The sequence below is a fragment of the Polaromonas sp. CF318 genome, from assembly GCF_000282655.1.
Taxonomy (GTDB): Bacteria; Pseudomonadota; Gammaproteobacteria; order Burkholderiales; family Burkholderiaceae_C; genus Polaromonas.
The window spans coordinates 20,743-43,951 of the sequence record NZ_AKIV01000139.1 but is presented as its reverse complement, the minus strand read 5'-3'; the positions used below and the strand labels follow the sequence as shown (position 1 = coordinate 43,951).

Genomic DNA, 23,209 nt, shown 5'->3' with positions numbered 1-23,209 from the left:
CTATGGGCGTCGCACCGCGCCTTGCATCCCATCCCGAGAAGGGGCTTGCGCGGCCCCGTTTAGGCCGTAAACAGGTTCTAATGTATGCAGGCTTCATGCCAGCCGCAAGGCGGTTAACTCGGTGATTTGCGCTTCTCCGGCCAAGCCTATGCGCCCGCCCGCCACCAATTGGTGCACGCTTTCGATGTCAGGCGCCAGGCTGCGGTCATGCATCATGGCCGGCGAGACCTGGCGCACCAGTTGCAGCACGCCCTCGAGCACTGCCGAGCTTTTGAGCGGGCGCAAAAACTCAATGCCCTGCGCTGCGGTCAGCAGTTCTATGGCGACGATGTATTCGGTATTGCGCAGCATGGGCTGCAGCCGGCGCGCCGCGAAAGTGGCCATGCTCACATGGTCTTCCTGGTTGGCCGAGGTGGGCAGGCTGTCCACGCTGGCCGGGTGCGCCAGCGACTTGTTTTCCGAGGCCAGCGCGGCAGCGGTGACGTGCACGATCATGAAGCCGGAATTCAGGCCGGGCTCGGGCGTGAGAAAGGCCGGCAGGCGCGATGCCGCGGTGTCGACCAGCATGGCGATGCGGCGCTCGGTGATGGCGCCGATCTCGGCAATCGCCACGGCCAGTGCATCGCAGGCCAAGGCAACCGGTTCCGCATGGAAGTTGCCACCGGACAAAAGGGTCTCGTCCTCGGCAAACACCAGCGGGTTGTCGGTCACGGCATTGGCTTCGCGCATCAGCACCTCGGTGGCGTAGCGCATCTGGTCCAGGCAGGCACCCATGACCTGCGGCTGGCAGCGCAGGCAATAGGGGTCCTGCACGCGGTCGTCGCCTTCGAGGTGCGAGCGGCGTATCTCGCTGCCCACCATGATGGCGCGGTAGGCGGCGGCGCAGGCGATCTGCCCCGGCTGGCCGCGCACCGCGTGGATGCGCGGGTCAAACGGGCCGTCGCTGCCGCGCGCGGCGTCCAGCGTGACGGCGCCCGAGATCACGGCGGCTTCAAACAGCCGGTCGGTGGCCAGCAGCGCGTCCAGCGCCAGCGCGGTCGACACCTGCGTGCCGTTGATCAGCGCCAGGCCTTCCTTGGCCGACAGCTTGACCGGCGTGAGCGACGCCTGTTTCAGCGCGTCTGCCGCGGCCATGCGCTTGCCCTGGTAAAACACCTCGCCTTCGCCGATCAGCGGCAGGCACAGATGGGCCAGCGGCGCGAGGTCGCCTGAGGCGCCCACCGAGCCCTGGCAGGGAATCACGGGTGTCAGGCCCTTGTTGTAAAGCGCCATCAGCATGTCGATGACGATTTCGCGCACGCCCGAGTAGCCGCGCGCCAGGCTCGCGGCCTTGAGCAGCAGCACCAGGCGCACCACACGCTCGGGCATGGGCTCGCCCACGCCCACGGCATGCGAGCGCAGCAGGTTCAACTGCAGGGTTTCAAGGTCGACCTGCGCGATGCGCTGGTTGGCCAGCTTGCCGAAGCCGGTGTTGACGCCGTAGACGGCATCCCCGCCCTGCGCGGCCTTTTGCACCAGCGCGGCGCTGGCGCGAATGCCGGCCGTGGCGGAGGGGTCTATCGCCAGCGTTTGCGCAGTGGTGTGAATGTCGCGCAGCTGCGCCAGGGTCAGCCGGCCGGGTTGGATGGTGAGGGTCATGGTGTTGCCAACGTAAAAAGAAAAAAAGAGGGGGCGGCGTTTACTCGGGCTTTATGTTTTTCTGCCGTATCACCTCGGTCCAGCGCAGGGTGTCGGCCTGGATGGCGGCGGCCAGGTCGGCGGGCTTGCCGGTCGCGGCATCCATGCCCAGCGCGGTCAGCTTTTCCCTGAGCTCGGGGCGCGCGAAAAGCTTGCCGGTCTCCAGGTTGAGCTTGTCGATGACGGCGCGCGGCGTGCCGGCCGGCACCATGAGCGCGTACCAGGACACGGCCTCAAAGCGCGGCAGGCCCTGTTCGGCAATCGTCGCTGTCTCGGGCATCACGGGCGAACGCTTCAAGCTCGCCACGCCCAGCGCGCGCAGCTTGCCGCTCTTGATGTGGGGCAGCACCGACGACATCTGCGCGAACATTATCGTGACCTGTCCACCCAGCAAATCATTGAGCGCCGGGCCTATGCCTTTGTAGGGAACGTGCAGCAACTGCACGCTGCTGTTCAAGGCCAGCAACTCTCCGGCCAGGTGCGCCTGGCTGCCGGCGCCCGGCGAGGCAAAACTCACGCTGTCGGGCTTTTGTGCGGCCAGCGCGAGCAGTTCCTTGACGGAGCGCGCCGGCACGGCCGCGTTCACCACCAGCACGTTCTCCACCGTGGCCAGCATGGTGACGGGCGCGAGGTCGGAAGCCTTGTAGGGCAGGTTGGGGTAGAGCGCCGGGTTGACCGCGATATTGCCCAGAGGGACTATGGCCAGGGTGTAGCCATCGGGCGCGGCCTTGGCCGCCTGGTCGATGCCGATGTTGCCGGCCGCGCCGACTTTGTTGTCAACGACTGCCGGCTGGCCCATGGCTTCCGACAGGCCTTGCGCCAGCACACGGCCCAGCACGTCGACGGGACCGCCGGGCGGGAAGGGCGCGATGACGTGCAGTGGTTTGGAGGGATAGGTCTGCGCGGTGGCGCCGAAGGAGACGGCGGCAAGCAGCAAGGCCAGAAATGCAGATCGCGTGAACAGCGGTTTCATCAGATGTCGTCCAGTGCGGGCGCGGGCCCGCCGTCCATGGCCGCCAGCGGCAGGTAGTCCGCGGGATCGGGGAAAGCAAAACCCGCGAGCAGCAGGCGCTGCATCAGCGGTGCCAGTTCCGTCGCCTTGGCCGTGGCCCGCAGCGCCGCGCGCACTTTGGCCAGCGTCTCTTCGGGCAGGGCTGCGGTGGCCACCAGCGGTGGAATCGGCAGCGCCGCCGTGCTGGCAATGGTGCGCACCTGCGCCGCAAAATCCGGGTCGTGCGCCTTTAGCAGGTCGTGGTAATAGCTGTCCAGCGGGCCGGCGTCTATGCGGCCTTCGGCCAGCGCCGTGATCACGCCGCGCGCATTGATGAGTTCGCCCACGGCCTTGCGGTACAGGCGCGAACCGTTTGCCTGGTGATAAGGCGCCAGGTGATGGCGCAGTGCCACGCCGCCCGACATGGAATCGGCCAGGGTGTAGCCGATCACGCCGCCGAAAGTGTCTTCGAGCGTGCGGTAGGGCGCATCGGCGCGCACCACGATGTCGGTGAAGTACACCGGCTTGCCGCCATAGCGCGCCGGCGAGGGAACCGGCGCGGCCACCAGCGTGGGCCGCTCGCCGCGCTGCGCAAACGGCAGGCCGCACATCATGGCCAGGCCCAGGTCATTGCGCGCCCACAACACCGAGAGCGGCGCTGGCGCGTCGTAGTCGACCAGCTCCCACGGCAGCCCGGCACGCGCCAGCACCCAGGCCAGCAAGGCCTTCCAGTCGGCCTTGACCGCCGGCGTGGCCGAGTACATGCGGGCGTTGGCGATCTGTGTTTGCGTGGCCTGTGGGGCTTGCGGGGGATTCACGGCGTGCACCATGCCGGCCTTCAGCGAAAGCGCAGCTTTTGCCCCAGGCCCATGCGCTTGGCTTTTTCCAGCATGAAGGCGCCCAGCGCGATGTCCGACAGCGAGAGGCCCCGGTGCCAGAACAGGTTGGTTTCCTCATCGCTTTCACGCCCGGGCTTGAGGCCCGCGACGATCTGGCCGAGTTCGGCGTGCAGCGTGGCCTCCGACAGCTTGCCGGCGTCCACATGGGCGCGCAGCGCGCCCAGCGGCCCGGCCTTGGCCTGGCCCCAGTCGTCCATCACCATCTTGTCCATGATGTCGGTCAGCGAGAGTTCGACCGCGCTCATGGTGCCGTAGGGAATCACGCACGCGCCTTTTTTGATCCACTCGGTCTTGAGCATGGGCGTGGGTTTTTCCAGGCGCGAGGCCTCGACCACGATGTCGGCGCCGCGCACGCAGGACTCCCAGTCCTCGGTCACCGTGATTTTTTTGCCCAGGTCTTTTTCGAGTCTGGCGGCAAAGGCATTGCGGCTTTCCGGCCGGCGCGAATGCACGCGAATCTCGTCGAAGTTGTAAATCGAATCGAGCAGGCGCACGTTCCAGTAGGAGGTGCCGCGCGCGCCTATGTGGCCCAGGATTTTCGAGTTCTTGCGCGCCAGGTGCTTGGCGCCCAGCGCGGTGATGGCGCCGGTGCGCATGTCGGTGATGTCGGAGGCGTCGATGATGGCGATCGGCGAGCCGTTCTTGGGGTCGAACAGGTTGAGCACGGCCAGTTCCGAAGGCAGGCCCTGTTCGTAGTTCTTGTAAAAATCGCCCACCACCTTCACGCCGGCCAGGCCCAGCGGGCGTATGTAGCCGCGCAGCACATTGAAGTGGCCGGGGTAGTCTTTTTCCGGCACCAGGTGCATGCGCGGCTCTATGGTCGTCTGCTTGTTGCCCTGCGCGTGCAGGGCCTGCTCGACGGCGGCAATGATCTCGGCATCGGTCAGGGCCAGGGCCTGGACGTCGGGATGGTTCAGGTAGGTGAGATGGATCTCGGCGCTGCTGTCGGACATATCTGTTCAGCTTCCTATCATGGGCAGGTTCAGCCCGTTGTCTTTGGCGCTCTGTTTGGCAATGTCGTAGCCCGCATCGGCATGGCGCATCACGCCGGTGGCCGGGTCGTTGAACAGCACGCGACCCAGTTTTTCAGAGGCCTCGGCCGTGCCGTCGCAGACGATGACCACACCCGAATGCTGCGAGTAGCCCATGCCGACGCCGCCGCCATGGTGCAGGCTGACCCAGGTCGCGCCGCTGGCGGTGTTGAGCAGGGCGTTGAGCAGCGGCCAGTCGCTCACCGCATCGCTGCCGTCCTTCATGGCTTCGGTCTCGCGGTTGGGCGAGGCGACGGAGCCGCTGTCCAGGTGGTCGCGGCCGATCACGATGGGGCCCTTGAGCTCACCGCTTTTGACCATCTCGTTAAAGGCCAGGCCCGCGATGTGGCGCTCGCCCAGGCCTATCCAGCAGATGCGCGCCGGCAGGCCCTGGAAGGCGATGCGCTCCTCGGCCATGTCCAGCCAGCGGTGCAGGTGTTTGTTGCCCGGGAAGAGCTCTTTCATCTTCGCGTCGGTCTTTTTGATGTCTTCCGGGTCGCCTGAAAGCGCCACCCAGCGGAAGGGGCCCACGCCGCGGCAGAACAGCGGGCGTATGTAGGCCGGCACAAAGCCGGGGTAGTCGAAGGCCTTGTCCACGCCGAAGTCCTTGGCGACCTGGCGCAGGTTGTTGCCGTAGTCGACCGTGGGGATGCCCATCTCGTGGAAGGCCAGCATGGCCTTGACGTGGACCACGCAGGATTCGCCGGCCGCTTTTGTCAGCGCGGCGTGCTGCGCCGGGTCTTTTTGCGCGGCCTTCCATTGCGCGACCGTCCAGCCGGCCGGCAGGTAGCCGTTGATGAGGTCGTGGGCCGAGGTCTGGTCGGTCACGATGTCCGGGCGCATGCCGCCGGCCTTGGCGCGTTTGGCCAGTTCGGGCACGATCTCGGCCGCATTGCCGCACAGGGCGATGGACACCGCCTCCTTGCGCGCGGTGTGGTGCTTGATCATCTCCAGCGCCTCGTCAAGATCCTTGGCCTGCTTGTCGACGTAGCGGGTGCGCAGGCGGAAGTCTATGCTGGACTGCTGGCATTCGATGTTGAGCGAGCAGGCGCCGGCAAAGGTGGCGGCCAGCGGCTGCGCGCCGCCCATGCCGCCCAGGCCGGCGGTCAGCACCCAGCGGCCCGCGAGCTCGCCGTTGTAATGCTGGCGGCCGGCTTCCACAAAGGTTTCATAGGTGCCCTGCACGATGCCCTGGGTGCCTATGTAGATCCAGCTGCCGGCCGTCATCTGGCCGTACATCATCAGGCCGGCGCGGTCCAGCTCGTTGAAATGTTCCCAGGTCGCCCACTTGGGCACCAGGTTGGAGTTGGCGATGAGCACGCGCGGCGCGCCCGGGTGGGTGCGGAACACGCCCACCGGCTTGCCCGACTGCACCAGCAGGGTTTCGTCGGCCTTGAGCTTGCGCAGGGAGTCGAGGATGGCGTCAAAGGCCGGCCAGTTGCGCGCCGCCTTGCCGATGCCGCCGTAAACCACCAGCTCATCGGGGTTTTCGGCGACTTCCGGGTCCAGGTTGTTCTGGATCATGCGGTAGGCCGCCTCGATCTGCCAGTTGGCGCAGCTCAGCGTGCTGCCGCGGGGCGCCCGCACGGGGCGGGCCTTGCTGTCGAGAAACGGGGTTTGGGAAAGGTCGGACATGGGGCTGCTCCGGAAATAAAAACAGAAAACTTCGGACGTGTTCAAAAAATGGCGGGATAGGCGATTGGCATAAATCGTAGTTGTCTATACAACTTGTGTCAACTGGCGTAAGCTACGGTTTGTGCGCGCAAGGCCTGTCCGGCGGCTTTTTGCGTGACAATGTTTTTTTCTTACATCCGCGAACATTGCACTGAACCATGGCCACCACACCCCTGCCCGCCTACGGCCAAGTCAAGGCATTTATCAAAAAACGCATCAGCGCCGGCACCTGGAAGCCCGGTGACCCGGTGCCCAGTGAAGCCGTGCTGATGGAACAGTTCGGCGTGAGCCGCATGACGGTAAACCGCGCGCTGCGCGAGCTTATGGGCGAGGGCCTGGTCACGCGCATCCAGGGCTCCGGCACTTTTGTCGCGGAGCTGCACCGCATTTCCTCCACGCTTACCATTCGTGACATCCACGAGGAAGTGGTGGAGCGCGGCCATGTGCACACCTCGCGCGTGCTGCTGGCCGAATCCGAAAAAGCCAGTGCCGACCTGGCGCGTACCCTGGGCCTGCGGCCGGGCGGTCGGGTGTTCCACACCATACTGATTCATCTCGAGAACGGCGTGCCCATCCAGTATGAAGACCGCTATGTCAATCCGGCGGCGGCGCCTGACTATTTAAAGACCGACTTCACCCAGACCACGCCCACGCACCATCTGCTGGAGCAGGCACCGCTTACCGAAGCCAGCTATTCCATCGAGGCCTGCCTGCCGTCTGCGCTGGAAGCCAAGCACCTGGACATCAAGCCCGCGGAGGCCTGCCTGGCCATGATGCGGCGCACCGTGAGCGGCGCCAACATCGCCAGTGTGGCGCGCCTGGTCTACCCGGGTTCGCGCTACAGCTTTGCCGGGAAGTTTCAGGCATGACGTCCCTGAGCCGTCACGGCTGGAACATCGTGCAGCTGGCCGACATCCCCGCCACGCCCTGGCGCAACGGCGGCGGCGTCACGCGCGAACTCGCCATGTGGCCCGACGCCGGCGACTGGGCCTGGCGCATGTCGGTGGCCGACGTGGACACAAGCGGCCCTTTCTCGAAATTCGAAGGCATAGAGCGCTGGTTCGCGGTGCTCGAAGGCGCCGGCGTGCAGCTCGACGTGGCGGGTATACCGCATCGCATGACCGCCGCTGACGCCCCGCTGTTCTTTGACGGCGGTGCCGCCACGGGCTGTGAATTGATAGACGGCAAGACACGCGATTTCAACCTTATGGTGCGCAGGGGTCCCAAGCCTTCACGCATGCTGCGCGTCCAGGGAAAGTTTTCGGAAACCCTGCATGCCGGCACCACCGTCGCCGTCTATGCGCACCAGTCCGCCGCCACCGTGCTGTTCGATGAAGAAACGCTGCAACTGGCTCCCGCCAGCCTGGCCTGGCGCACGGTGGCGGGCAGTGCCGCGGTGCGCGTCGCCGCGCAGCAAGCCCTCTGGATGGAGATTCCCGCATGAGCCTGCAACTCTGGACACACTGCAATGCCGCTACGCTGCAGGCCGGGGCATCCCAGCCCTATGGATTGATCGAAGACGCCGCGCTGGTGGTAGAGGGCGAGTCCATCGCCTGGACAGGCCCGCGCGCCGACCTGCCGGCCGATTTGCTGGCGCGCTGCACCACGCAACATGACGCGGGCGGGGCGCTCATCACGCCGGGTTTGATCGATTGCCACACTCACCTGGTCTACGGCGGCGACCGCGCCTATGAATTTGAATTGCGCCTCAACGGGGTGAGTTATGAAGAGATCGCCCGCGCCGGCGGCGGCATCGCCTCCACCGTCAAGGCCACGCGCGCCGCCAGCGCGCAGCAGTTGCAGGCGCAAAGCGCGCCCAGGCTCCAACAACTGCTGGCCGAAGGCGTGACCACGCTGGAGATCAAGTCCGGCTACGGCCTGGCGCTCGAGCATGAGCGCAAGACGCTCACGGTCGCGCACGCGCTGGGGCAGGCCCATGCGGTCGACATACGCACCACCTTCCTGGGCGCGCATGCCGTGCCCGCCGAATTCGCCGGCCGCACCGATGCCTATGTCGCTGCCGTGCTGGAGATGCTGCCGCTGCTGCACGCCGAAGGCCTGGTCGATGCGGTCGATGCCTTTTGCGAACGCATCGCCTTCAGCACCGCGCAGACCGAGCGCGTTTTCACCGCGGCCAAGGCCCTGAACATTCCGGTCAAGCTGCATGCCGAACAGCTCAGCGACAGCGGCGGCGCGCAACTGGCCGCGCGTTACGGCGCGCTCAGCTGCGACCACCTTGAATGGCTCTCGCCCGAAGGCGCGCGGGCCATGGCGGCGGCCGGGACGGTGGCAGTGTTGCTGCCCGGCGCGTTTTACTTTTTGCGTGAGACCAAATTGCCGCCCGTGGCCCTGCTGCGCGAGCAGCGCGTGCCGATCGCGATCTCCACCGACTGCAACCCGGGCAGCTCGCCCTGCACCTCCTTGCTGCTGATGCTCAACATGGCTTGCACGTTGTTTCGCCTCACGCCCGAAGAGGCGCTGGCCGGTGTCACGCGCCATGCGGCGGCGGCCTTGGGCCTGCGCGACCGGGGCCAGCTGGCGGCCGGCATGCGGGCCGACTTTGTGCTGTGGGGTGTGCAGCGGCCGGCCGAGCTCAGTTATGCCCTGGGCGCGAACCCGCGCCTGCAGACCGTCTTTAAAGGCCGTTTGGTATGAATGTTGCAGCTCGCCGGTGCACCGCGCCGGCGTGTGGGCAGGCCTGCGCGGGCTCCTGAGCTGCCGCGTCTGAGCTGGCGACCGCGGCACGGCGCGTGCCCGCCGGACGCCAAAAAAGAAACAACCATTCCCAGCCAATGAGAAATAGTGCTTTGCGCGTGCAGGCAAGAACCGGATACTGACGCGATGTTGCCCGATGCCCCCGCTGTTTCCGCCGTCGACCGTGCGCTGGTGGTGCTGGCCACATTGGCACAGCAGGGACGCCCCCTGACGGCGGTGGAACTGCTGGGCAGGACGGGCTTGAGCCAAAGCACGCTTTACCGCCAGCTCAATTCGCTCAAGCGCTGGGGCTTTGTGCTTGAAACAGACGGCCGTTATGCGCCCGGCCCCCTGAGCCTGCAACTGGCCCTGGGTTACGACCTGGCCTCGCACCTGGCGCAGCAGGCGCGCCAGGAGATGCTGATGCTGGCACAGCAGTCACAGGAAAGTGTCGGCCTGGTCGTCGCGGTCAACGGCCAGGCCATTTGCATCGACATGGTCGAGAGCCGCCAATCCCTGCGCTGCTCTTTTGAAAAAGGCCGCAGTGTGCCCCTGGAAAAAGGCGCTTCGGCGAAATGCCTGATGGCCCACATGCCGGCCGCGGCATTGAGCGCCGCGCTCGGCCCTGATCGCCAAAGCCCTGAATTGCTGGCCGAACTGGCCGGGATCCGCAAGGCCGGTTTTGCCGTCAGTGACGGCGAGGTGGACGCCGGTGTCTGGGGCGTGAGCGCGCCGCTTCTCGCCATGGGGCAACAAGCCGTCGGCGCCCTGACCCTGATGGCGCCCAGCGTGCGCATCGAGGGCAAACACCCGCCCCTGATCCAGATGGCGGTGGTGACCGCCGCCCGCATTTCCCGAAGCTTGAGCAGCTGACAGTCCGGCCGCCGAGTCCTTGAACCGTCGAATTGATTTAACCCCTGGAGAAAACCCCATGAACTTCCGCCGCCAATTCCTTGCTTCCTGCCTTGCCGTCCTTGGCCTGGCTACTTTCAGCGTGCACGCGCAAGACGTGCTTCGCGTCGGGACCGACGCCACCTTCCCGCCCATGGAGTTCGTCGAAGGCGGCAAACGCACGGGCTTTGACATCGAGCTGGTGGAAGCCGTCGCCAAGACCTTGAACAAACGCGTCGAATGGGTCGATATCGATTTCAAGGGCCTGATTCCCGGGTTGGTGTCCAAGCGCTTCGACATGGCGGTGTCGGCCATCTACATCACCGACGAGCGCAAAAAGGTCGTGGACTTCACCGACGCCTACTATGCGGGCGGCCTGGTGGCCATGGTGAAAGAGGGCAATACCGCCATCAAGACGCTGGCCGACCTGAACGGCAAGAAGGTGACCGTGCAGGTGGGCACCAAGTCGGTCAGCTACCTGGCGTCCAACTACCCGCAGGTGCAACTGGTGGAAGTCGAGAAGAACCAGGAAATGTTCAACCTGGTTGACATAGGCCGCGCCGACGCGGCCGTGACCGGCAAGCCGGCCGCCTTCCAGTACGTGCGCACCCGCGGCGGCCAGCGCGTGCTGGAGCAGCAGCTCACCACCGAAGAGTACGGTATGGCGCTGCGCAAGGACACGCCCGAGCTGACCAAGGCCGTCAACGGCGCCCTGGCCAAGCTCAAGGCCGACGGCACCTATGCCCAGATCGTGAAGAAGTGGTTCAGCAATACGACCACTGCAGCCGCTAAATAAGACCGGGAGCGCATCGGATGGAACTCGATTTCTCCCCGGCTTTCGCGGGTTGGAGCAACCTTCTTTCGGGTGCGCTGGTGACCGTGGAAATCACCGCGGTGGCCCTGGTGCTCGGCTGCATCATGGGTTTACTGGTGGGGATAGGGCGCCTCAATCCGGCCCGGCGCGTGGTCTACGCGCTGTGCACCAGCTATGTGGCGGCCATACGCGGCACGCCGCTGCTGGTGCAGCTCTTCATCCTGTTTTTCGGTTTGCCGCAGTTCGGCATCATGCTGCCGGCGTTTGTGTGCGGCGTGATCGGCCTGGGCATTTATTCCGGCGCCTATGTGTCGGAGATCGTGCGCGGCGCCATCCAGTCCATCGACAAGGGCCAGATGGAGGCCGCGCGGTCCATCGGCATGTCCTACGGCACGGCCATGCGCAACATCATCCTGCCGCAGGCGCTGGTGCGCATGATCCCGCCGCTGGGCAATGAGTTCATTGCGCTGATCAAGAACTCCGCGCTGGTGTCGCTGCTGACCATTCATGAGCTGATGCATGAGGGGCAGAAAATCATCAGCGTTTCCTACCGTTCACTGGAGGTCTATCTCGTGATTGCCGTCATGTATTTTGTGTTGACCGGCTTGACGACGCTGGCACTGCGCCGCATCGAGCAGCGGCTTCGTGCGGGGGGCATGGTGCAATGAATACGCCAACCCCAGGCATCAACAAGCCCATCGTCAACATCCGGGGACTGCGCAAGTCCTTCGGCGAACATGTGGTGCTGCACGGCATTGATTTTGATGTCCAGCCCTCGCAGGTGGTGGTGGTCATAGGCCCCAGCGGCTCCGGCAAGAGCACGTTTTTGCGCTGCTGCAACGGGCTGGAGACACCCGACAGCGGCCACGTCGAGATCTGCGGGCGCGTATTGGCCGACGCCGGCCGCATGCTGGACGACCAGGCGCTGAACCATTTGCGCGAAGACGTCGGCATGGTGTTCCAGTCCTTCAACCTGTTTCCGCACCTGTCGGTCATCGACAACATCACCGTCGGCCCGCGCAAGGTGCGCGGCTTGTCCAGGCAGCAAACCGAAGCCGAGGCCCTGGCCCTGCTCGATAAGGTGGGGTTGGTGCAAAAGGCCCACGCCATGCCGGCCAGCCTTTCGGGCGGCCAGAAGCAGCGGGTGGCCATTGCCCGCGCGCTGGCCATGCAGCCCCAGCTGATGCTGTTTGACGAGCCCACCTCCGCGCTGGACCCCGAGCTGGTCGGCGAGGTGCTGCAGGTCATGAAGCTGCTGGCCAGCGAGGGCATGACCATGATGGTCGTGACCCATGAAATGGATTTCGCGCGCGAGGTCGCCGACGTGGTGGTGGTGATGGACGGCGGCGCCTTGATCGAAGCCGGGCCGCCCGATATCATTTTTACCAAGCCCACGCAGGCCCGCACGCGTGACTTCCTCCAGGCCGTGTTGTCCCGCAACTGATCGCGCCGACATCTTCCGGGCTTTCGCGCCCCACTTTTTCAGGGAATCCCATGAGTGACTTCAGCGACGACAGCGAAGTTTTCAGCCTTCAGCGCGGCACTGTGCCGCTGCTGGTCAGCATGCCGCACATAGGCACGGAAATCCCCGCTGACCTGCAGGACGGCTATACCGCCCAAGCGCTGCAGGTCGAAGACACCGACTGGCACCTGCACCGGCTCTACAACTTCTTGCCTCTGCTGGGCGCCAGCGTCCTGCGGCCGCGCTACTCGCGTTATGTGATCGATTTGAACCGCCCGCCCGACGATGCGCCCATGTACCCCGGGGCGTCCAACACCGAACTGTGCCCCACGCGCTTTTTCAGCGGCGAACCTTTGTACAAGGCCGGCCGTGAGCCCGGACCCGAAGAGCGCGCGCGGCGGCGCGAGGCCTGCTGGCAGCCCTACCATTCAGCCCTGGCCGCCGAACTCGCGCGGCTGAAGGCGAAGCACGGCTTCGCCCTGCTGTGGGACGCGCACAGCATACGTTCGCACATTCCCTGGCTGTTCGAGGGCAAGCTGCCCGACCTCAACATCGGCACGGCCGGCGGCGCGAGTGCGCATGAGGCCATCGCCGCCGCGGTGGTGCAGGCCTGCGATGCCGCACCCCATATCAGCCTTGCCGTTAACGGACGTTTCAAGGGCGGCTACATCACGCGCCACTACGGCCGGCCCGCCGAGGACGTGCATGCCGTGCAGCTGGAGATGTGCCAAAGCCTTTACATGCAGGAAGTGCCGCCCTACGCCTATGACGAGGCCCTGGCCTGGCATGTGCAGCCCCTGCTCAAAAACATGGTGGCCGGCGTGCTGCAGGCCGCGAACCATCTTTACGCCTGACGCGCCATGAGCAGCGGCATGAAGACATTTTTCGCACCCCAGGCCTGGGTGCAGGGCGCATGGGCTCAAGACGTCCTGCTTGAGGTAGCTGCCAACGGCAGCTGGCACAGCGTGCAGCCCGGCACCACCGCTCAGCAACAGCAAGGCGCGACGCGGCTGCCCGGCCCGGTGCTGCCCGGCCTGGTCAACGCGCACAGCCATGCCTTCCAGCGCGCCATGGCGGGGCTGACCGAGCGCCGAAGCGCGGGCGCCCATGCCTCCGACGATTTCTGGAGCTGGCGCGACCGTATGTACAGCGCGGCCAACCGCATCACGCCCGAGCAGCTCGAGGCGATCGCGAGCCAGCTGTATGCCGAACTGCTGGCCGGCGGCTACACCGAGGTTTGCGACTTCCACTACCTGCACAACGACGTGAGCGGCGCGGCCTATGCCGACCCGGCCGAGATGTCGCTGGCCCTGGTGCGCGCGGCGCGGCGCGCCGGCATAGGCCTGACCCTGCTGCCCACGCTGTACATGCGTTCCGGCTTCAAGGCCGCGGGCCTGCGCGAGGACCAGCGCCGCTTTTCGTCCACGCCCGAGAGCGTGGTGCGCGTGGTCGAGCAAGTGCGGCGGCAAACACAAGGCGATGCACGCATCAATGTTGGCGTGGCTGTGCACTCACTACGCGCCGCCGGGCCGGCGGCCTTGAAGGAACTCGCGGCCGCGGCCAAGCAGGCCGGCCTGCCGGTCCACATTCACATCGCCGAGCAGACTCAGGAGGTCGAGGACTGCATCGCCCACACCGGCCAGCGCCCGATTGAATGGTTGCTGAATAACGCCGAGGTCGACGCCCGCTGGAACCTGGTGCATGCCACCCATGCCACGCCGGCCGAACTGCAAGGCGTGCAGGGCGCAGGTGCGGCCATCGTGATCTGCCCCGCGACCGAGGCCAACCTGGGCGACGGTGTGTTCGACCTGCCAGCCTATGCGGCTGCGGGCGGCAAGTGGTCCATAGGCTCCGACAGCCACGTCACGCGCAACTGGCCCGAAGAGCTGCGCCTGCTTGAATATTCCCAGCGTTTCACGCTGCGCCAGCGCAACATCGCCGCGCGCGTCCTGGGCAGCGAAAGCAGTGCCGCCGGCCTGTTTGAAGCCGCACTGGCGGGTGGCTTTCCGGCCACCGGCCAGAGGCAAGCCGGCCTGGCGCCCGGCCAGCGCGCCGACTTTGTCACGCTGGACCTGGAATCCCCCGCGCTGCTGGGCGTGCCGGCCGGCCACCTGTTGGATGCGCTGGTGTTTTCCAGCCCGGGCGCGGCATTTGGCGAGGTGTTTGTGGCGGGCGAACGCATCGCCGCGCCTTCGCCCGAGCGCGCGCAAGCCTTTGCGCGCGCCATGCGGGCGTTGTGGGCGGGCTGAGCCGGCCCCCGCCTAGCCGTATCAATTGGCCGTATAGAACGCGAATTCGACCAGGCTACGGCCAATCTATCGCAGGGGTGTCCCGGCAGGCGATACCATCGCCCCATCTCCCCAACAAGGTGCTGCCGTGGACCACAAATGGCTGGAAGACTTCATTGCCCTGGCACGCGAGCGCAGCTTTTCGCGCGCGGCCGAGTTGCGCCATGTGACGCAGCCGCAGTTCTCGCGCCGCGTGCGCGCGCTGGAGCTCTGGGCCGGCGCCGACCTGGTCAACCGTGCCGTCGTGCCGCTGGCGCTCACCGCCGCCGGGGAAGAGCTGCTGCCCGTGGCGCGCCGCGCCGTGATGGGCCTCAATGATGTGCGCGCCCGTATACAGCACGCGCAGGGCGGCCTGGACTGGGTCACGCTGGCCACCGGCCGCACCTTGTCGCGCACCGCCGTGCCCGCCTGGCTGGCGCGCGTCAAGCGCGGCGCCGGGGAGTTCCGCCTGCGCATACTCACGGGCTCCATCCACGAAGGCGCCACCGCGCTGGAGCAGGGCGCGGCCGACTTCCTGCTGTCCTTCACGCACCCGCGCCTGCCCATGCTGCTGGACGGCCAGGCCTTCGAGGGGCAGACCCTGGGCACCGACGAACTCGTGGCCGTGAGCGCGCCGCGCCCCGACGGCCGGGCGCTGCATGCCCTGCCCGGCAGCGCGCGCGAGCCGGCGCGCGTGCTCGGCTATGCGCCCACGCTGGCGCTGAGCCAGATCCTGCAGGACGGCCTGAGCCGCGACGCGCGCGAGCTTTTCCTGCACACGGTGACCGAGTCCGACTTCGCCGAATCCCTGCATGAGCAGGCCCTGCAGGGCGTGGGCCTGGCCTGGCTGCCGCGCGGCCTGGTGGGCGAGGACCTGCGCTGCGGCCGGCTGGTGGCGGCCGACCCGCAGGGGATTGCCGTGCGCTTCGAGATACGGCTTTACCGCAACCGCAGCCCGCGCAATGAGCGGGTGCAAAAAATCTGGACGGCCTCAAGCGCCTGAACACACATACGCATGCGCCCATGCGTGATGCGCATGCGCTTGCCGGGCGCCGGTTCCTAGACTGCCTCCACCCACAAGGAGACCGTCATGCCCACACATTCCCCCGTCCTTCAATTTCCCCTGGCCCGCGCCCTGCGCGGGGCCGCGACAGCTTTGCTGGCGCTGCTCGCCTTTTCAGCGCTTTCCACCGCCCAGGCCCAGGCCTGGCCCACGGCCAAGCCGATTTCGCTGGTGGTGGGCTACCCCGCCGGCGGCAGCGTGGACCTGGTCGCGCGCATCATCGCCGAGCCGCTGTCCAAGCGCCTGGGCACGCCCGTCGTCATCGAGAACGTGGGTGGCGCCGGCGGCACCATAGGCGCGCAGAAAGTCGTGAGCGCCAACCCGGACGGCTACACGCTGCTGCTGGGCTCGGGCAGCGAGGTGTCCATTGCCAGGCTTTACAACGCCGCCATCAAGTACAACGGCGAAACCGACCTGGCGCCGGTGGGGCTGATAGGCATCACGCCGATGGTGTTTGTGACCAATACCCAGACCGGCGTCAAGACCATGGAAGAAGCCATCGCCAAGTCCAAACGCGAACGCAACCAGCTGAGTTTTGCGTCCTCGGGCATAGGCACGCCGCTGCACGTGTCGGGCGAACTCATCAACCTGCTGGCCGGCACCAGTTTTCGCCATGTGCCCTACCGCGGTGCGGGCCAGCAGTTGCAGGACCTGCTGGGCGGCAACATCGAGTTCAGCGTCTCGGTGCTGTCTTCCGCGCTGCCGCATATCGAGTCCGGCAAGATGGTTCCGCTGGGCGTCACCACGCCCACGCGCTCGCGCGCCGCGCCGCAAATTCCCGCGCTGGCCGAGAACCCCAAACTCAAGGGCTATGACATGAACGTCTGGTTCGGCCTCTTCGGCCCCGCCAAGCTGCCCGCGCCCATGGTCACGCGGCTCAACCGCGAACTCAACGAGATCCTGCGCGAGGAAGCCGTCTGGCAAAAACTGCAGAAGGCCGGCATCTCCAATGAAGGCGGCACGCCCCAGGCGCTCACGGCCTTTGTGCGTGCCGAAACCCAGCGCGTGCGCGCGGTGGTCAACAAGGCGGTGGCGACCGGTACCAGTTCATGAGCGGGACCGGTGCCGGGAAAATCCGGCCCCGCCCTGATGCGCATCTGTTGCGCGCTTAATCATCTTTTCAGTCCTACGAGGAAGGAAGTCCCATGTCTATATCTCTTATATCCCTGCTGCGCAGGCTCGCCTGCGGCCTGCTGTTGCCGCTTGCCTTTTCGGTTTCGGCGCTGGCCCAGGAAGCGAGGAAACCCAATGTGGTGCTTATCGCCACCGGCGGCACGATTGCCGGCGCCGGCGCATCGAGCGCCAACATTGGCGTCTATCAGGCGGCTGTGGTCGCAGTCGACAAGATCATGGCCGCAGTGCCGGAGATCCAGGCCGTTGCCAACGTCAAGGGGGAGCAGATTTTCCAGGTCGGCTCGCACAACGTCACCAACGACCGTGTTCTCCAGCTTGCCCGCAGGGTGACTGAACTCCTCAAGTCAGACGAGGTCGACGGCATCGTGATTACCCACGGCACCGATACCCTGGAAGAGACCTCCTACTTTCTCAATCTCACCGTCAAAAGCACCAAGCCGGTCGTGATGCTCGGATCCATGCGGCCCGGCACGGCGCTGAGTGCCGATGGGCCGCTTAACCTTTACAACGCAGTGGCGGTTGCCGCAAGTAAAGAGGCGGCAGGGAAGGGAACCTTGGTGGTCATGAATGACGAGATCCACAGCGCTCGCGATGTCACCAAAACCAATGCCACCCGTGTCGACACCTTCAAGTCTCCCTACGGACCGCTCGGTCTTGTCATCGAAGGCCAGGCCAGGTTTTATCGCGCACCGATTCGCCTGCATACCGTGCAGAGTGAATTCGACATTGACAAGATTCAGACCCTGCCGCAGGTGGACATTGCGTATGGCTACCAGAGCATGAACCGTGCGGCATACGACGCACTCGTTGCGTCCGGAGCCAAGGGAATCATTCATGCGGGTGTCGGTGGGGGAAGTGTTCCCGAATACATGGTCGGACCGCTTAACGAGATTCGCGGCAAAGGGGTGTTTGTGGTTCGGGCGACCCGCACCGGCAGCGGCGTGGTCATCCGAAACAACTCGGTGAAGGATGACGCCAACGACTGGCTCGTTGTCGACGACCAGAATCCCCAGAAGGCCCGGATCCTGATGGCCCTGGCCTTGACGAAAACAAGGGACACCCGGGAGCTGCAGAAGATTTTCTGGAAGTATTGAAATGCCCGGTCATCATCCAGTCCATACCCTGGCGCCGAACCTGGCGCGCTGGTCGGCTTCGAACACCGGTGTCGACCATGTGCATGAGCGAAGCGGCGCGGCGCCCGGCCCCGAGATCCTGGTGACGGCCCTGGTGCACGGCAATGAATATTCGGGCGCCATTGCGCTGGCCGAGCTGCTGGCCGCCGGCTGGCGGCCGGCGCGCGGCCGGGTCACGCTGGCGTTCTGCAATGTCGCCGCGTTTGAACGCTTCGAGGCCGCGCGGCCCGATGCTTCACGTTTCATCGATGAAGACTTCAACCGCGTCTGGGCCTCCGACGTGCTGGACGGTTCGCGCCGCAGCGCCGAGCTGGACCGCGCACGCCAGCTCAGGCCCTTTGTGGACCGTGCCACGCACTTGCTGGATCTGCATTCCATGCACGAGCCTTGCACGCCCCTGCTGGTCACCGGCACCCTGGCGCGCAACATCGCCTTTGCCCAGGGCTTGCGCACCGCGTCACAGGTGGTTGTCGACGGCGGCCATGCCGACGGCGTACGCATGCGCGACTACGGAGAATTCTCGGATGCGCAGGGCGGGCGCATCGCGCTGCTGCTCGAAGCCGGCCAGCACTGGGATCCGCGCGCCGTGAGCGCCGCGCGCGACACGCTGATGCGCTTTCTGGTTCAGGCCGGCGCGCTGGCGCGCAGCGAGGTGCCCATGGGCTGGCTGCTGCCCGACCGGGAGCCGCCCGCGCCCGTGGTCGTGACGGACCGCGTGGTCGCCGCGTCCATGGATTTTCGTTTCAGCGGCAGCTACACCGGCGGCGAAGTCATCGCCAAGGCCGGCACGGTGATCGCCACCGATGCGGGCCGCAATCTTGTCACGCCTTATGACGACTGCGTGCTGGTCATGCCCTCGCTGCGGCAACTGCGGCCGGGCGTCACCACGGTGCGGCTGGGGCGGCGGGCCTGAGCCCGGAAAGCCCGCAAACCGCTACAACAGCGGAAGCCGTATCCACAAGCGCGCGCCGTTAGGCACCAGCGCCTCATAACCCGCCTGGCCGCCGTGGCGTTCCGCCACGTTGTGCACAAAGTACAGGCCCAGGCCGGTGCCGTGGGCGGGCCGCTGCGTGGCTTTCTGCGTGCTGAAGCGTTCGAACAGATGGGGCAGCATTTCCGCGCTGACGCCGGGCCCCTGGTCGGCCACCGACAGTTCGGCTTTTCCGCCCTGCAGGGTCAGCGTCAAGGTGACGGTGCCGCCCGCCGGGGAGAAGCGCAGGGCGTTGTGCAGCAGGTTGTCCAGCGCGCGCTCCAGCAGGTGGAAGTCGCCGCGTATCCACACCGGCTCGTCGGGGATGTGCCGCGCCAGGCGCACGGATTTGCCCTGGGCCGCTTCATAGACCGCATCGGTGGCCTGGTGCGCGACGCTGCCGAGGTCGATCTCGCGCAGGTCTTTCTGTTCCAGGCTTTGCACGCGGGCCAGCGATAAAAACGACTGCGCGAGCTTGTGCGCGCGGCGCAGCTGCTGGAACAACCGGTGCTGGTTCGTCTCGTCCAGCGTTCCGCCGCCCAGCTGCTGCACAGCCGCGGCCAGGGGCACGCGGATGTCGTGCGACAGGAAGGCCAAAGTCTCCTCGCGTTCCTTGTGCAGGTCGTGAAAGCGCTGCTGCGCCTGTTTCACGTAGTCGATGCGCTGCTCGAACCTGAGCCGGTAAAACGGGCTGCCCGCAGGCGCGCCCGTCAGTTGCTGGAGCTGCCAGTCCAGGTAGCGTCTGGCGACTTCAAGGCGGCGCCAGCTCCACAAGGGGTAGGCCGCGATCGCGGCGACCAGGGCGCCCGAGGGCGCGAACCAGACGCCGGAAACCAGGGGCAGGGCCAGGGCCAGCCCGGCGAGCACGGCCAGCCAGGCGGCGTTGGCCAGCAGGCCCGGCAGCGGCATGAAGCGCGTCCCCCACAGCAGCGGCACCAGCGCCAGCACGGCGCCCAGCGCCAGCGTCCAGGCCCTGCCCAGCGGCACGATAAAGCGCTCGTCGCGCAGGTTCAGCAGCACGTTGGCCAGCACTTCCACGCCCGGCATGGCGGCGCCGTGGGTGGTGACCGGCGTGGACAGGATGTCGCCCATGCCGGCCGCCGTGGCGCCCACAAAAACAATCTTGCCGCGCAGCGCCTGGGCGGGCGCGCCGGGGCGCATGAGTTCGGCCGCCGAGACGCTGGGGATGGTGCCGGGCGGCCCGGCAAAGCGCAGCAGCCGGGGTTCGCGCCGCACCAGCGTGGGAGCCTCGTCGCTGACAAGCCGGGCCGTGTCCCCGGGCTGCGGCTGGGCCGCGCCGTCCGGGGGCTGCCAGCCGCCGATCTGCAGCGCGGTCTGCGCCAGCAAGGGCCAGCTTGCGGTGCCCACGCCTTCCCAGAGGTCGACGCCGCGCGCCACGCCGTCCTCGTCCAGGCGCACGCTCACGCGCCCCAGGCCGGCCGCCGAGCGCGCCAGCAGCGGAATGGGCGGCGACTCCAGCAACTGGCCGCCCTGGCGGGCGCTTTCCATCACGACGGGCAGCGACACATTGCCGCAGGCGCGCAGGGCCTTGGCGAGAGCCTGGTTGCCGGCGGGGTCGTCGCCGATTTCGTTGAAGGCGATGTCCACCGCCACGGCTTTGGGCGAGGCCCGGCATATCTGCTGCAGCAAGTCGGCGTGCACGCGGCGCGGCCAGGGCCAGCGGCCCAGTTCCTGCAGGCTGGCCTGGTCGATGGCCACCATGACCACGCCGGTCGGCGCGGGCTGCGCGCCCAGGCGCTGCGACAGGTCGAACAGAAAATAGTCCAGGCGCGCGAGCCAGCCGCTGGCGCTCACGCCCACGGCCAGCGCGGCCAGCAGCAGGCCCATGCCCAGGAATTCACGCAGGCTGTGCGCGCTGCGGGGCGGGCGCTTGTCTTGCATGGCGGCCTAGAGCAGCAGCAGGGGCAGGCCCAGCATCCACATGTAGGGATGGCGCGAGGGCACGTCTATCTTCTGCAGCATGGGCGGGCCCGCGGTGCCGTCCTGGTTGTCGACCAGGCGCACGCCGAGGTAATGCGCACCGCCCGAGGGACGGGGCAGGCGGACCTTGCCGTCGGAGGAATCCTGTTGCTGGTCCTCGGGCGCCATGCCGGCCGTGGCCGACACCGAGACCCGGTAGTGATGGTCCTGCGGCGGCGCGGGCAACTCCAGCAGCAGCGCGTCGGCCTCGTAGCGCAGCGCGGCCTGGCCCAGGTCGGGCTGGCCGGGCGCGGGCTTGTACGTGAAGGGCGCCGCGGCGGACCACGGCCCCTGCTCGCCCTGGGCTGTGATGCTGGCCACGCGCCAGTGCAGCTTGCCCTCGGGCAGGTCGTCCGCGGGCAGCCACTCGGTCTGCGCCACCGGCTGGTCCAGCAGCACTTGCGCGAAGTTCTCCGACGTGGAGGCCTGCACGCGGTAGCGCGCCGCATCGACGGCACGGGTCCAGCGCAGGGTGGGGCGCGGCGAGCGCACCGTGGCCGATCGGCCCGGCGCCTGCAGCGCGGGCGCGAAGGGGCGCGCCGCCACGGTGAAGGTATGGCGCGCATCCAGGCCCTGCAGGCCCAGCGCGTCCAGGGCGCGCACGCGCAGGATGTAGCGGCCGTTGGGCAGGTCGGCAAAACTCAGCACGCCGGACTGCGAGGTCCTTTCCGCCAGGATGGCGTCAAAGCTGCTGTCCTGCGACACCTGGCCCCACAGTACGCCGCCCTGTTCGCCGCGCGTGGGCGGCAGTGAAAAGCGCAGCGGCAATTGCTCCAGGCGGGCCGGCAGGGCCGACACATTGGGCGCGGCGGGCAGGGCGCGCGGCGGCATGGGCGCCTCGCCGGCGCGCGCCAGCGTGCCGAAGCCCGGCCCCACGACCACGGTTTTTCCGGTGGCATCCACGCCGACCGAGCCTTCCAGGGTTTCTTCGCGCGTCTGGCCGGCTTCCACCCCGACACGGAACACCGTGCCGCGCACCACGGCCTGGGCGCTGGGCGTCAGCACGCGCAGGTTTTGCTGCGTGCGCCGCCCCGGGTTGTCGGTGATTTCCGTCTGGCCCTGCAGCAGGCGCACCCGCGTGTCGGCCATCAGGCCGTTGGCATAGAGGCTCAGGGTGTCCAGCACCAGCGTGGAGCCCGGGTGCACGCGCAGCTGCGTGCCGTTGGCCAGCTCCAGCGTGGCGCTGGCCAGGGCCTCGGTCTGCAGCTCGGCGCCCACGGGCAGCGCCTGGCCTGTGGCGGCGGTTTTCCAGTTCCCTTCGGCCTCGCGCCAGCGCACGCTGCCGTGCACGGTTTTCAGCGTGGCCTGGCCGGGGCTGCTGCGCAGCATGGAGGCCGGGATGCGCAGCACCGTGCCCGGCGGGATACGGTGCGGGTCGGCAATCCGGTTGAGCTTTTGCACCACGTCCCAGCGCTGCGGGTCCACGAGGTGGCGCTGGCCCAGGCTGATCAGCGTGTCCCCGGGGCGCACGCTGTAAAGCCAGGCCGGCACGCCGGACGCCTTGTCGGGCAGGCCGGCGGCGGGCGAGGTCTGGGCCGGCGCAAGCGTGGCCATGCCCAGTGAAAGCAACCCCGCGGCGATGTGTTTGTGCATGGGGAATTTTCCGGAAGTGCCCGGCCTGGCGGGCTGCCGGCCCAGGCCGGATTTGCAGGAAAGATGTGAGTGCTCAGTCATGCAGCCACTCAAGCCGGTAGCCCTGGCCATAGACCGAGACCAGGCGCCAGCCCGATTCGGGAGACAGCTTGAGTTTTCTGCGCAGGGCGCTGGCCTGCACGTCCACCTTGCGCGACTCCACGTCGGTGTTATGCCCCCAGACCGTCGACAGCAGGTGGGCGCGCGTCAGCAACCGCCCCACGTTTTGCAGCAGGTAGAGCGCGAAATCGGTTTCCAGCTCGGTCAGCTCCACACGCCGGCCTTCCACAAAAAATTGCCGGGTGGCGAAATCCACCTCGAGCTGCCCCCAGGCGTTGCGCCGGGTTTCCTGCTTGAGGCCTGAGCGGTGCAGCACCACATTGAGCCGCGCCAAAAGAATGGGCCGGGACACCGGTTTGACCAGGTAGTCGACCGCACCGGCCGACAGCATCTGCACCACGTCGTCCTCGCTGTCGCGCGCCGTCAGAAAAATCACCGGCGGACAGGCCTCCTTGAGCTGCAGCCGCAGCCGCGCCAGCACTTCGGGCCCCGACATGTCCGGCACCAGCCAGTCCAGCAGGCAGGCCGCGTACTGCCCCCTCTCCACAGCCCGCGCGCAGTCGGCGCCGCGGTTGAACAGCTCCACCGCCAGGCCGGCTTCCTTGATCCATCCACACACGGCTTCAGCGGTTTCGGGCTCGTCCTCCAGGTAGGCAATTCGGGGGGCGGAAGTGTGGGGCATACGGGTTCAGGGGACCGGGTCTAACGGACTTTGTTACTTACGGTTACAGATTTTGGTGTCTTTGGCGAACCAAGTTTAGTGGTCTGACGACTGCCTGCCCACCCCGAGTGTTGGTAATTAGTAAGTGTAAACAAGGATTTACCCTTTGTTTCCAA

Annotated in this window: 21 protein-coding genes; 13 read left to right on the top strand and 8 right to left on the bottom strand. The window is 66.8% G+C overall.

The features are described 5' to 3' along the window. Positions 1–93 precede the first annotated feature (93 nt). Genes hutH through hutU form a run of 5 tightly spaced genes read right to left on the bottom strand, consistent with a single transcriptional unit; the run spans position 94 to position 6,233 of the window. Positions 94–1,638, bottom strand: coding sequence for a histidine ammonia-lyase (gene hutH, locus PMI15_RS21400; RefSeq protein ID WP_007874095.1), 1,545 nt, complete (start codon positions 1,636–1,638; stop codon positions 94–96). Between the two features lie 40 nt (positions 1,639–1,678). Further along, entirely contained in the window at positions 1,679–2,650 is a 972-nt protein-coding gene (locus PMI15_RS21395) for a tripartite tricarboxylate transporter substrate binding protein (RefSeq protein WP_007874090.1), read from the bottom strand. Next, positions 2,650–3,498, bottom strand: coding sequence for a phosphate/phosphite/phosphonate ABC transporter substrate-binding protein (locus PMI15_RS21390; RefSeq protein ID WP_007874080.1), 849 nt, complete (start codon positions 3,496–3,498; stop codon positions 2,650–2,652). The genes PMI15_RS21395 and PMI15_RS21390 overlap by 1 nt, the downstream gene beginning before the upstream one ends. A gap of 8 nt (positions 3,499–3,506) precedes the next feature. Then, the gene (locus PMI15_RS21385; RefSeq protein ID WP_007874078.1) at positions 3,507–4,520 is read right to left on the bottom strand and encodes an ornithine cyclodeaminase family protein; all 1,014 of its coding nucleotides are present in this window, start codon (positions 4,518–4,520) and stop codon (positions 3,507–3,509) included. Between the two features lie 6 nt (positions 4,521–4,526). Then, the gene (hutU, locus tag PMI15_RS21380) at positions 4,527–6,233 is read right to left on the bottom strand and encodes a urocanate hydratase (protein ID WP_007874075.1); all 1,707 of its coding nucleotides are present in this window, start codon (positions 6,231–6,233) and stop codon (positions 4,527–4,529) included. A gap of 197 nt (positions 6,234–6,430) precedes the next feature. Here hutU and hutC point away from each other — a divergent pair, with 197 nt between their 5' ends. From hutC to PMI15_RS21315, 13 genes are all read left to right on the top strand, one after another. Continuing rightward, positions 6,431–7,141 carry a histidine utilization repressor gene (gene hutC, locus PMI15_RS21375; RefSeq protein ID WP_007874073.1) on the top strand — a complete coding sequence of 237 codons (711 nt, stop codon included), beginning with the start codon at positions 6,431–6,433 and terminating at the stop codon, positions 7,139–7,141. Beyond that, a complete protein-coding gene (locus PMI15_RS21370) occupies positions 7,138–7,716 on the top strand; it encodes a HutD family protein (RefSeq protein WP_007874070.1) in 579 nt (192 codons plus the stop codon). Before hutC ends, PMI15_RS21370 begins: the two co-directional genes overlap by 4 nt. Next, the gene (gene hutI / locus PMI15_RS21365) at positions 7,713–8,927 is read left to right on the top strand and encodes an imidazolonepropionase (RefSeq protein WP_007874069.1); all 1,215 of its coding nucleotides are present in this window, start codon (positions 7,713–7,715) and stop codon (positions 8,925–8,927) included. The genes PMI15_RS21370 and hutI overlap by 4 nt, the downstream gene beginning before the upstream one ends. A gap of 186 nt (positions 8,928–9,113) precedes the next feature. Continuing rightward, positions 9,114–9,839 carry an IclR family transcriptional regulator gene (locus PMI15_RS21360; protein WP_007874068.1) on the top strand — a complete coding sequence of 242 codons (726 nt, stop codon included), beginning with the start codon at positions 9,114–9,116 and terminating at the stop codon, positions 9,837–9,839. 58 nt (positions 9,840–9,897) lie between these two features. Beyond that, on the top strand, positions 9,898–10,653 hold the full coding sequence (locus PMI15_RS21355) for a transporter substrate-binding domain-containing protein (RefSeq protein ID WP_007874066.1): 756 nt from the start codon (positions 9,898–9,900) through the stop codon (positions 10,651–10,653). 17 nt (positions 10,654–10,670) lie between these two features. Beyond that, entirely contained in the window at positions 10,671–11,339 is a 669-nt protein-coding gene (locus PMI15_RS21350) for an amino acid ABC transporter permease (RefSeq protein WP_007874065.1), read from the top strand. After that, the gene (locus PMI15_RS21345) at positions 11,336–12,115 is read left to right on the top strand and encodes an amino acid ABC transporter ATP-binding protein (RefSeq protein WP_007874064.1); all 780 of its coding nucleotides are present in this window, start codon (positions 11,336–11,338) and stop codon (positions 12,113–12,115) included. The genes PMI15_RS21350 and PMI15_RS21345 overlap by 4 nt, the downstream gene beginning before the upstream one ends. Positions 12,116–12,165: 50 nt before the next feature. Then, complete coding sequence (gene hutG, locus PMI15_RS21340; RefSeq protein ID WP_007874063.1) at positions 12,166–12,987, top strand: N-formylglutamate deformylase; 822 nt, start codon at positions 12,166–12,168, stop codon at positions 12,985–12,987. An 18-nt stretch (positions 12,988–13,005) separates the two neighbouring features. After that, positions 13,006–14,382, top strand: a complete 1,377-nt coding sequence (locus PMI15_RS21335) for a formimidoylglutamate deiminase (protein WP_007874062.1) — start codon at positions 13,006–13,008, stop codon at positions 14,380–14,382. Positions 14,383–14,509: 127 nt separating this feature from the next. Beyond that, complete coding sequence (locus PMI15_RS21330; protein WP_007874061.1) at positions 14,510–15,403, top strand: LysR family transcriptional regulator; 894 nt, start codon at positions 14,510–14,512, stop codon at positions 15,401–15,403. Between the two features lie 87 nt (positions 15,404–15,490). Continuing rightward, positions 15,491–16,516 carry a tripartite tricarboxylate transporter substrate binding protein gene (locus tag PMI15_RS21325; protein WP_007874056.1) on the top strand — a complete coding sequence of 342 codons (1,026 nt, stop codon included), beginning with the start codon at positions 15,491–15,493 and terminating at the stop codon, positions 16,514–16,516. Between the two features lie 92 nt (positions 16,517–16,608). Next, entirely contained in the window at positions 16,609–17,691 is a 1,083-nt protein-coding gene (locus PMI15_RS21320) for an asparaginase (protein WP_007874054.1), read from the top strand. A gap of 1 nt (position 17,692) precedes the next feature. Continuing rightward, complete coding sequence (locus PMI15_RS21315; RefSeq protein ID WP_007874052.1) at positions 17,693–18,643, top strand: succinylglutamate desuccinylase/aspartoacylase family protein; 951 nt, start codon at positions 17,693–17,695, stop codon at positions 18,641–18,643. 21 nt (positions 18,644–18,664) lie between these two features. Here the strand turns inward: PMI15_RS21315 and PMI15_RS21310 are convergent, their stop codons facing one another. The 3 genes from PMI15_RS21310 to PMI15_RS21300 are packed head-to-tail and all read right to left on the bottom strand — an operon-like array spanning position 18,665 to position 23,054. Beyond that, positions 18,665–20,602 (bottom strand): CHASE2 domain-containing protein, encoded by a 1,938-nt coding sequence (locus PMI15_RS21310; protein WP_007874051.1) that lies wholly within the window; start codon positions 20,600–20,602, stop codon positions 18,665–18,667. A 6-nt stretch (positions 20,603–20,608) separates the two neighbouring features. Next, the gene (locus tag PMI15_RS21305) at positions 20,609–22,354 is read right to left on the bottom strand and encodes a FecR domain-containing protein (protein ID WP_007874048.1); all 1,746 of its coding nucleotides are present in this window, start codon (positions 22,352–22,354) and stop codon (positions 20,609–20,611) included. Then, the gene (locus tag PMI15_RS21300; RefSeq protein WP_007874047.1) at positions 22,347–23,054 is read right to left on the bottom strand and encodes a response regulator transcription factor; all 708 of its coding nucleotides are present in this window, start codon (positions 23,052–23,054) and stop codon (positions 22,347–22,349) included. Before PMI15_RS21300 ends, PMI15_RS21305 begins: the two co-directional genes overlap by 8 nt. Positions 23,055–23,209 lie beyond the last annotated feature (155 nt).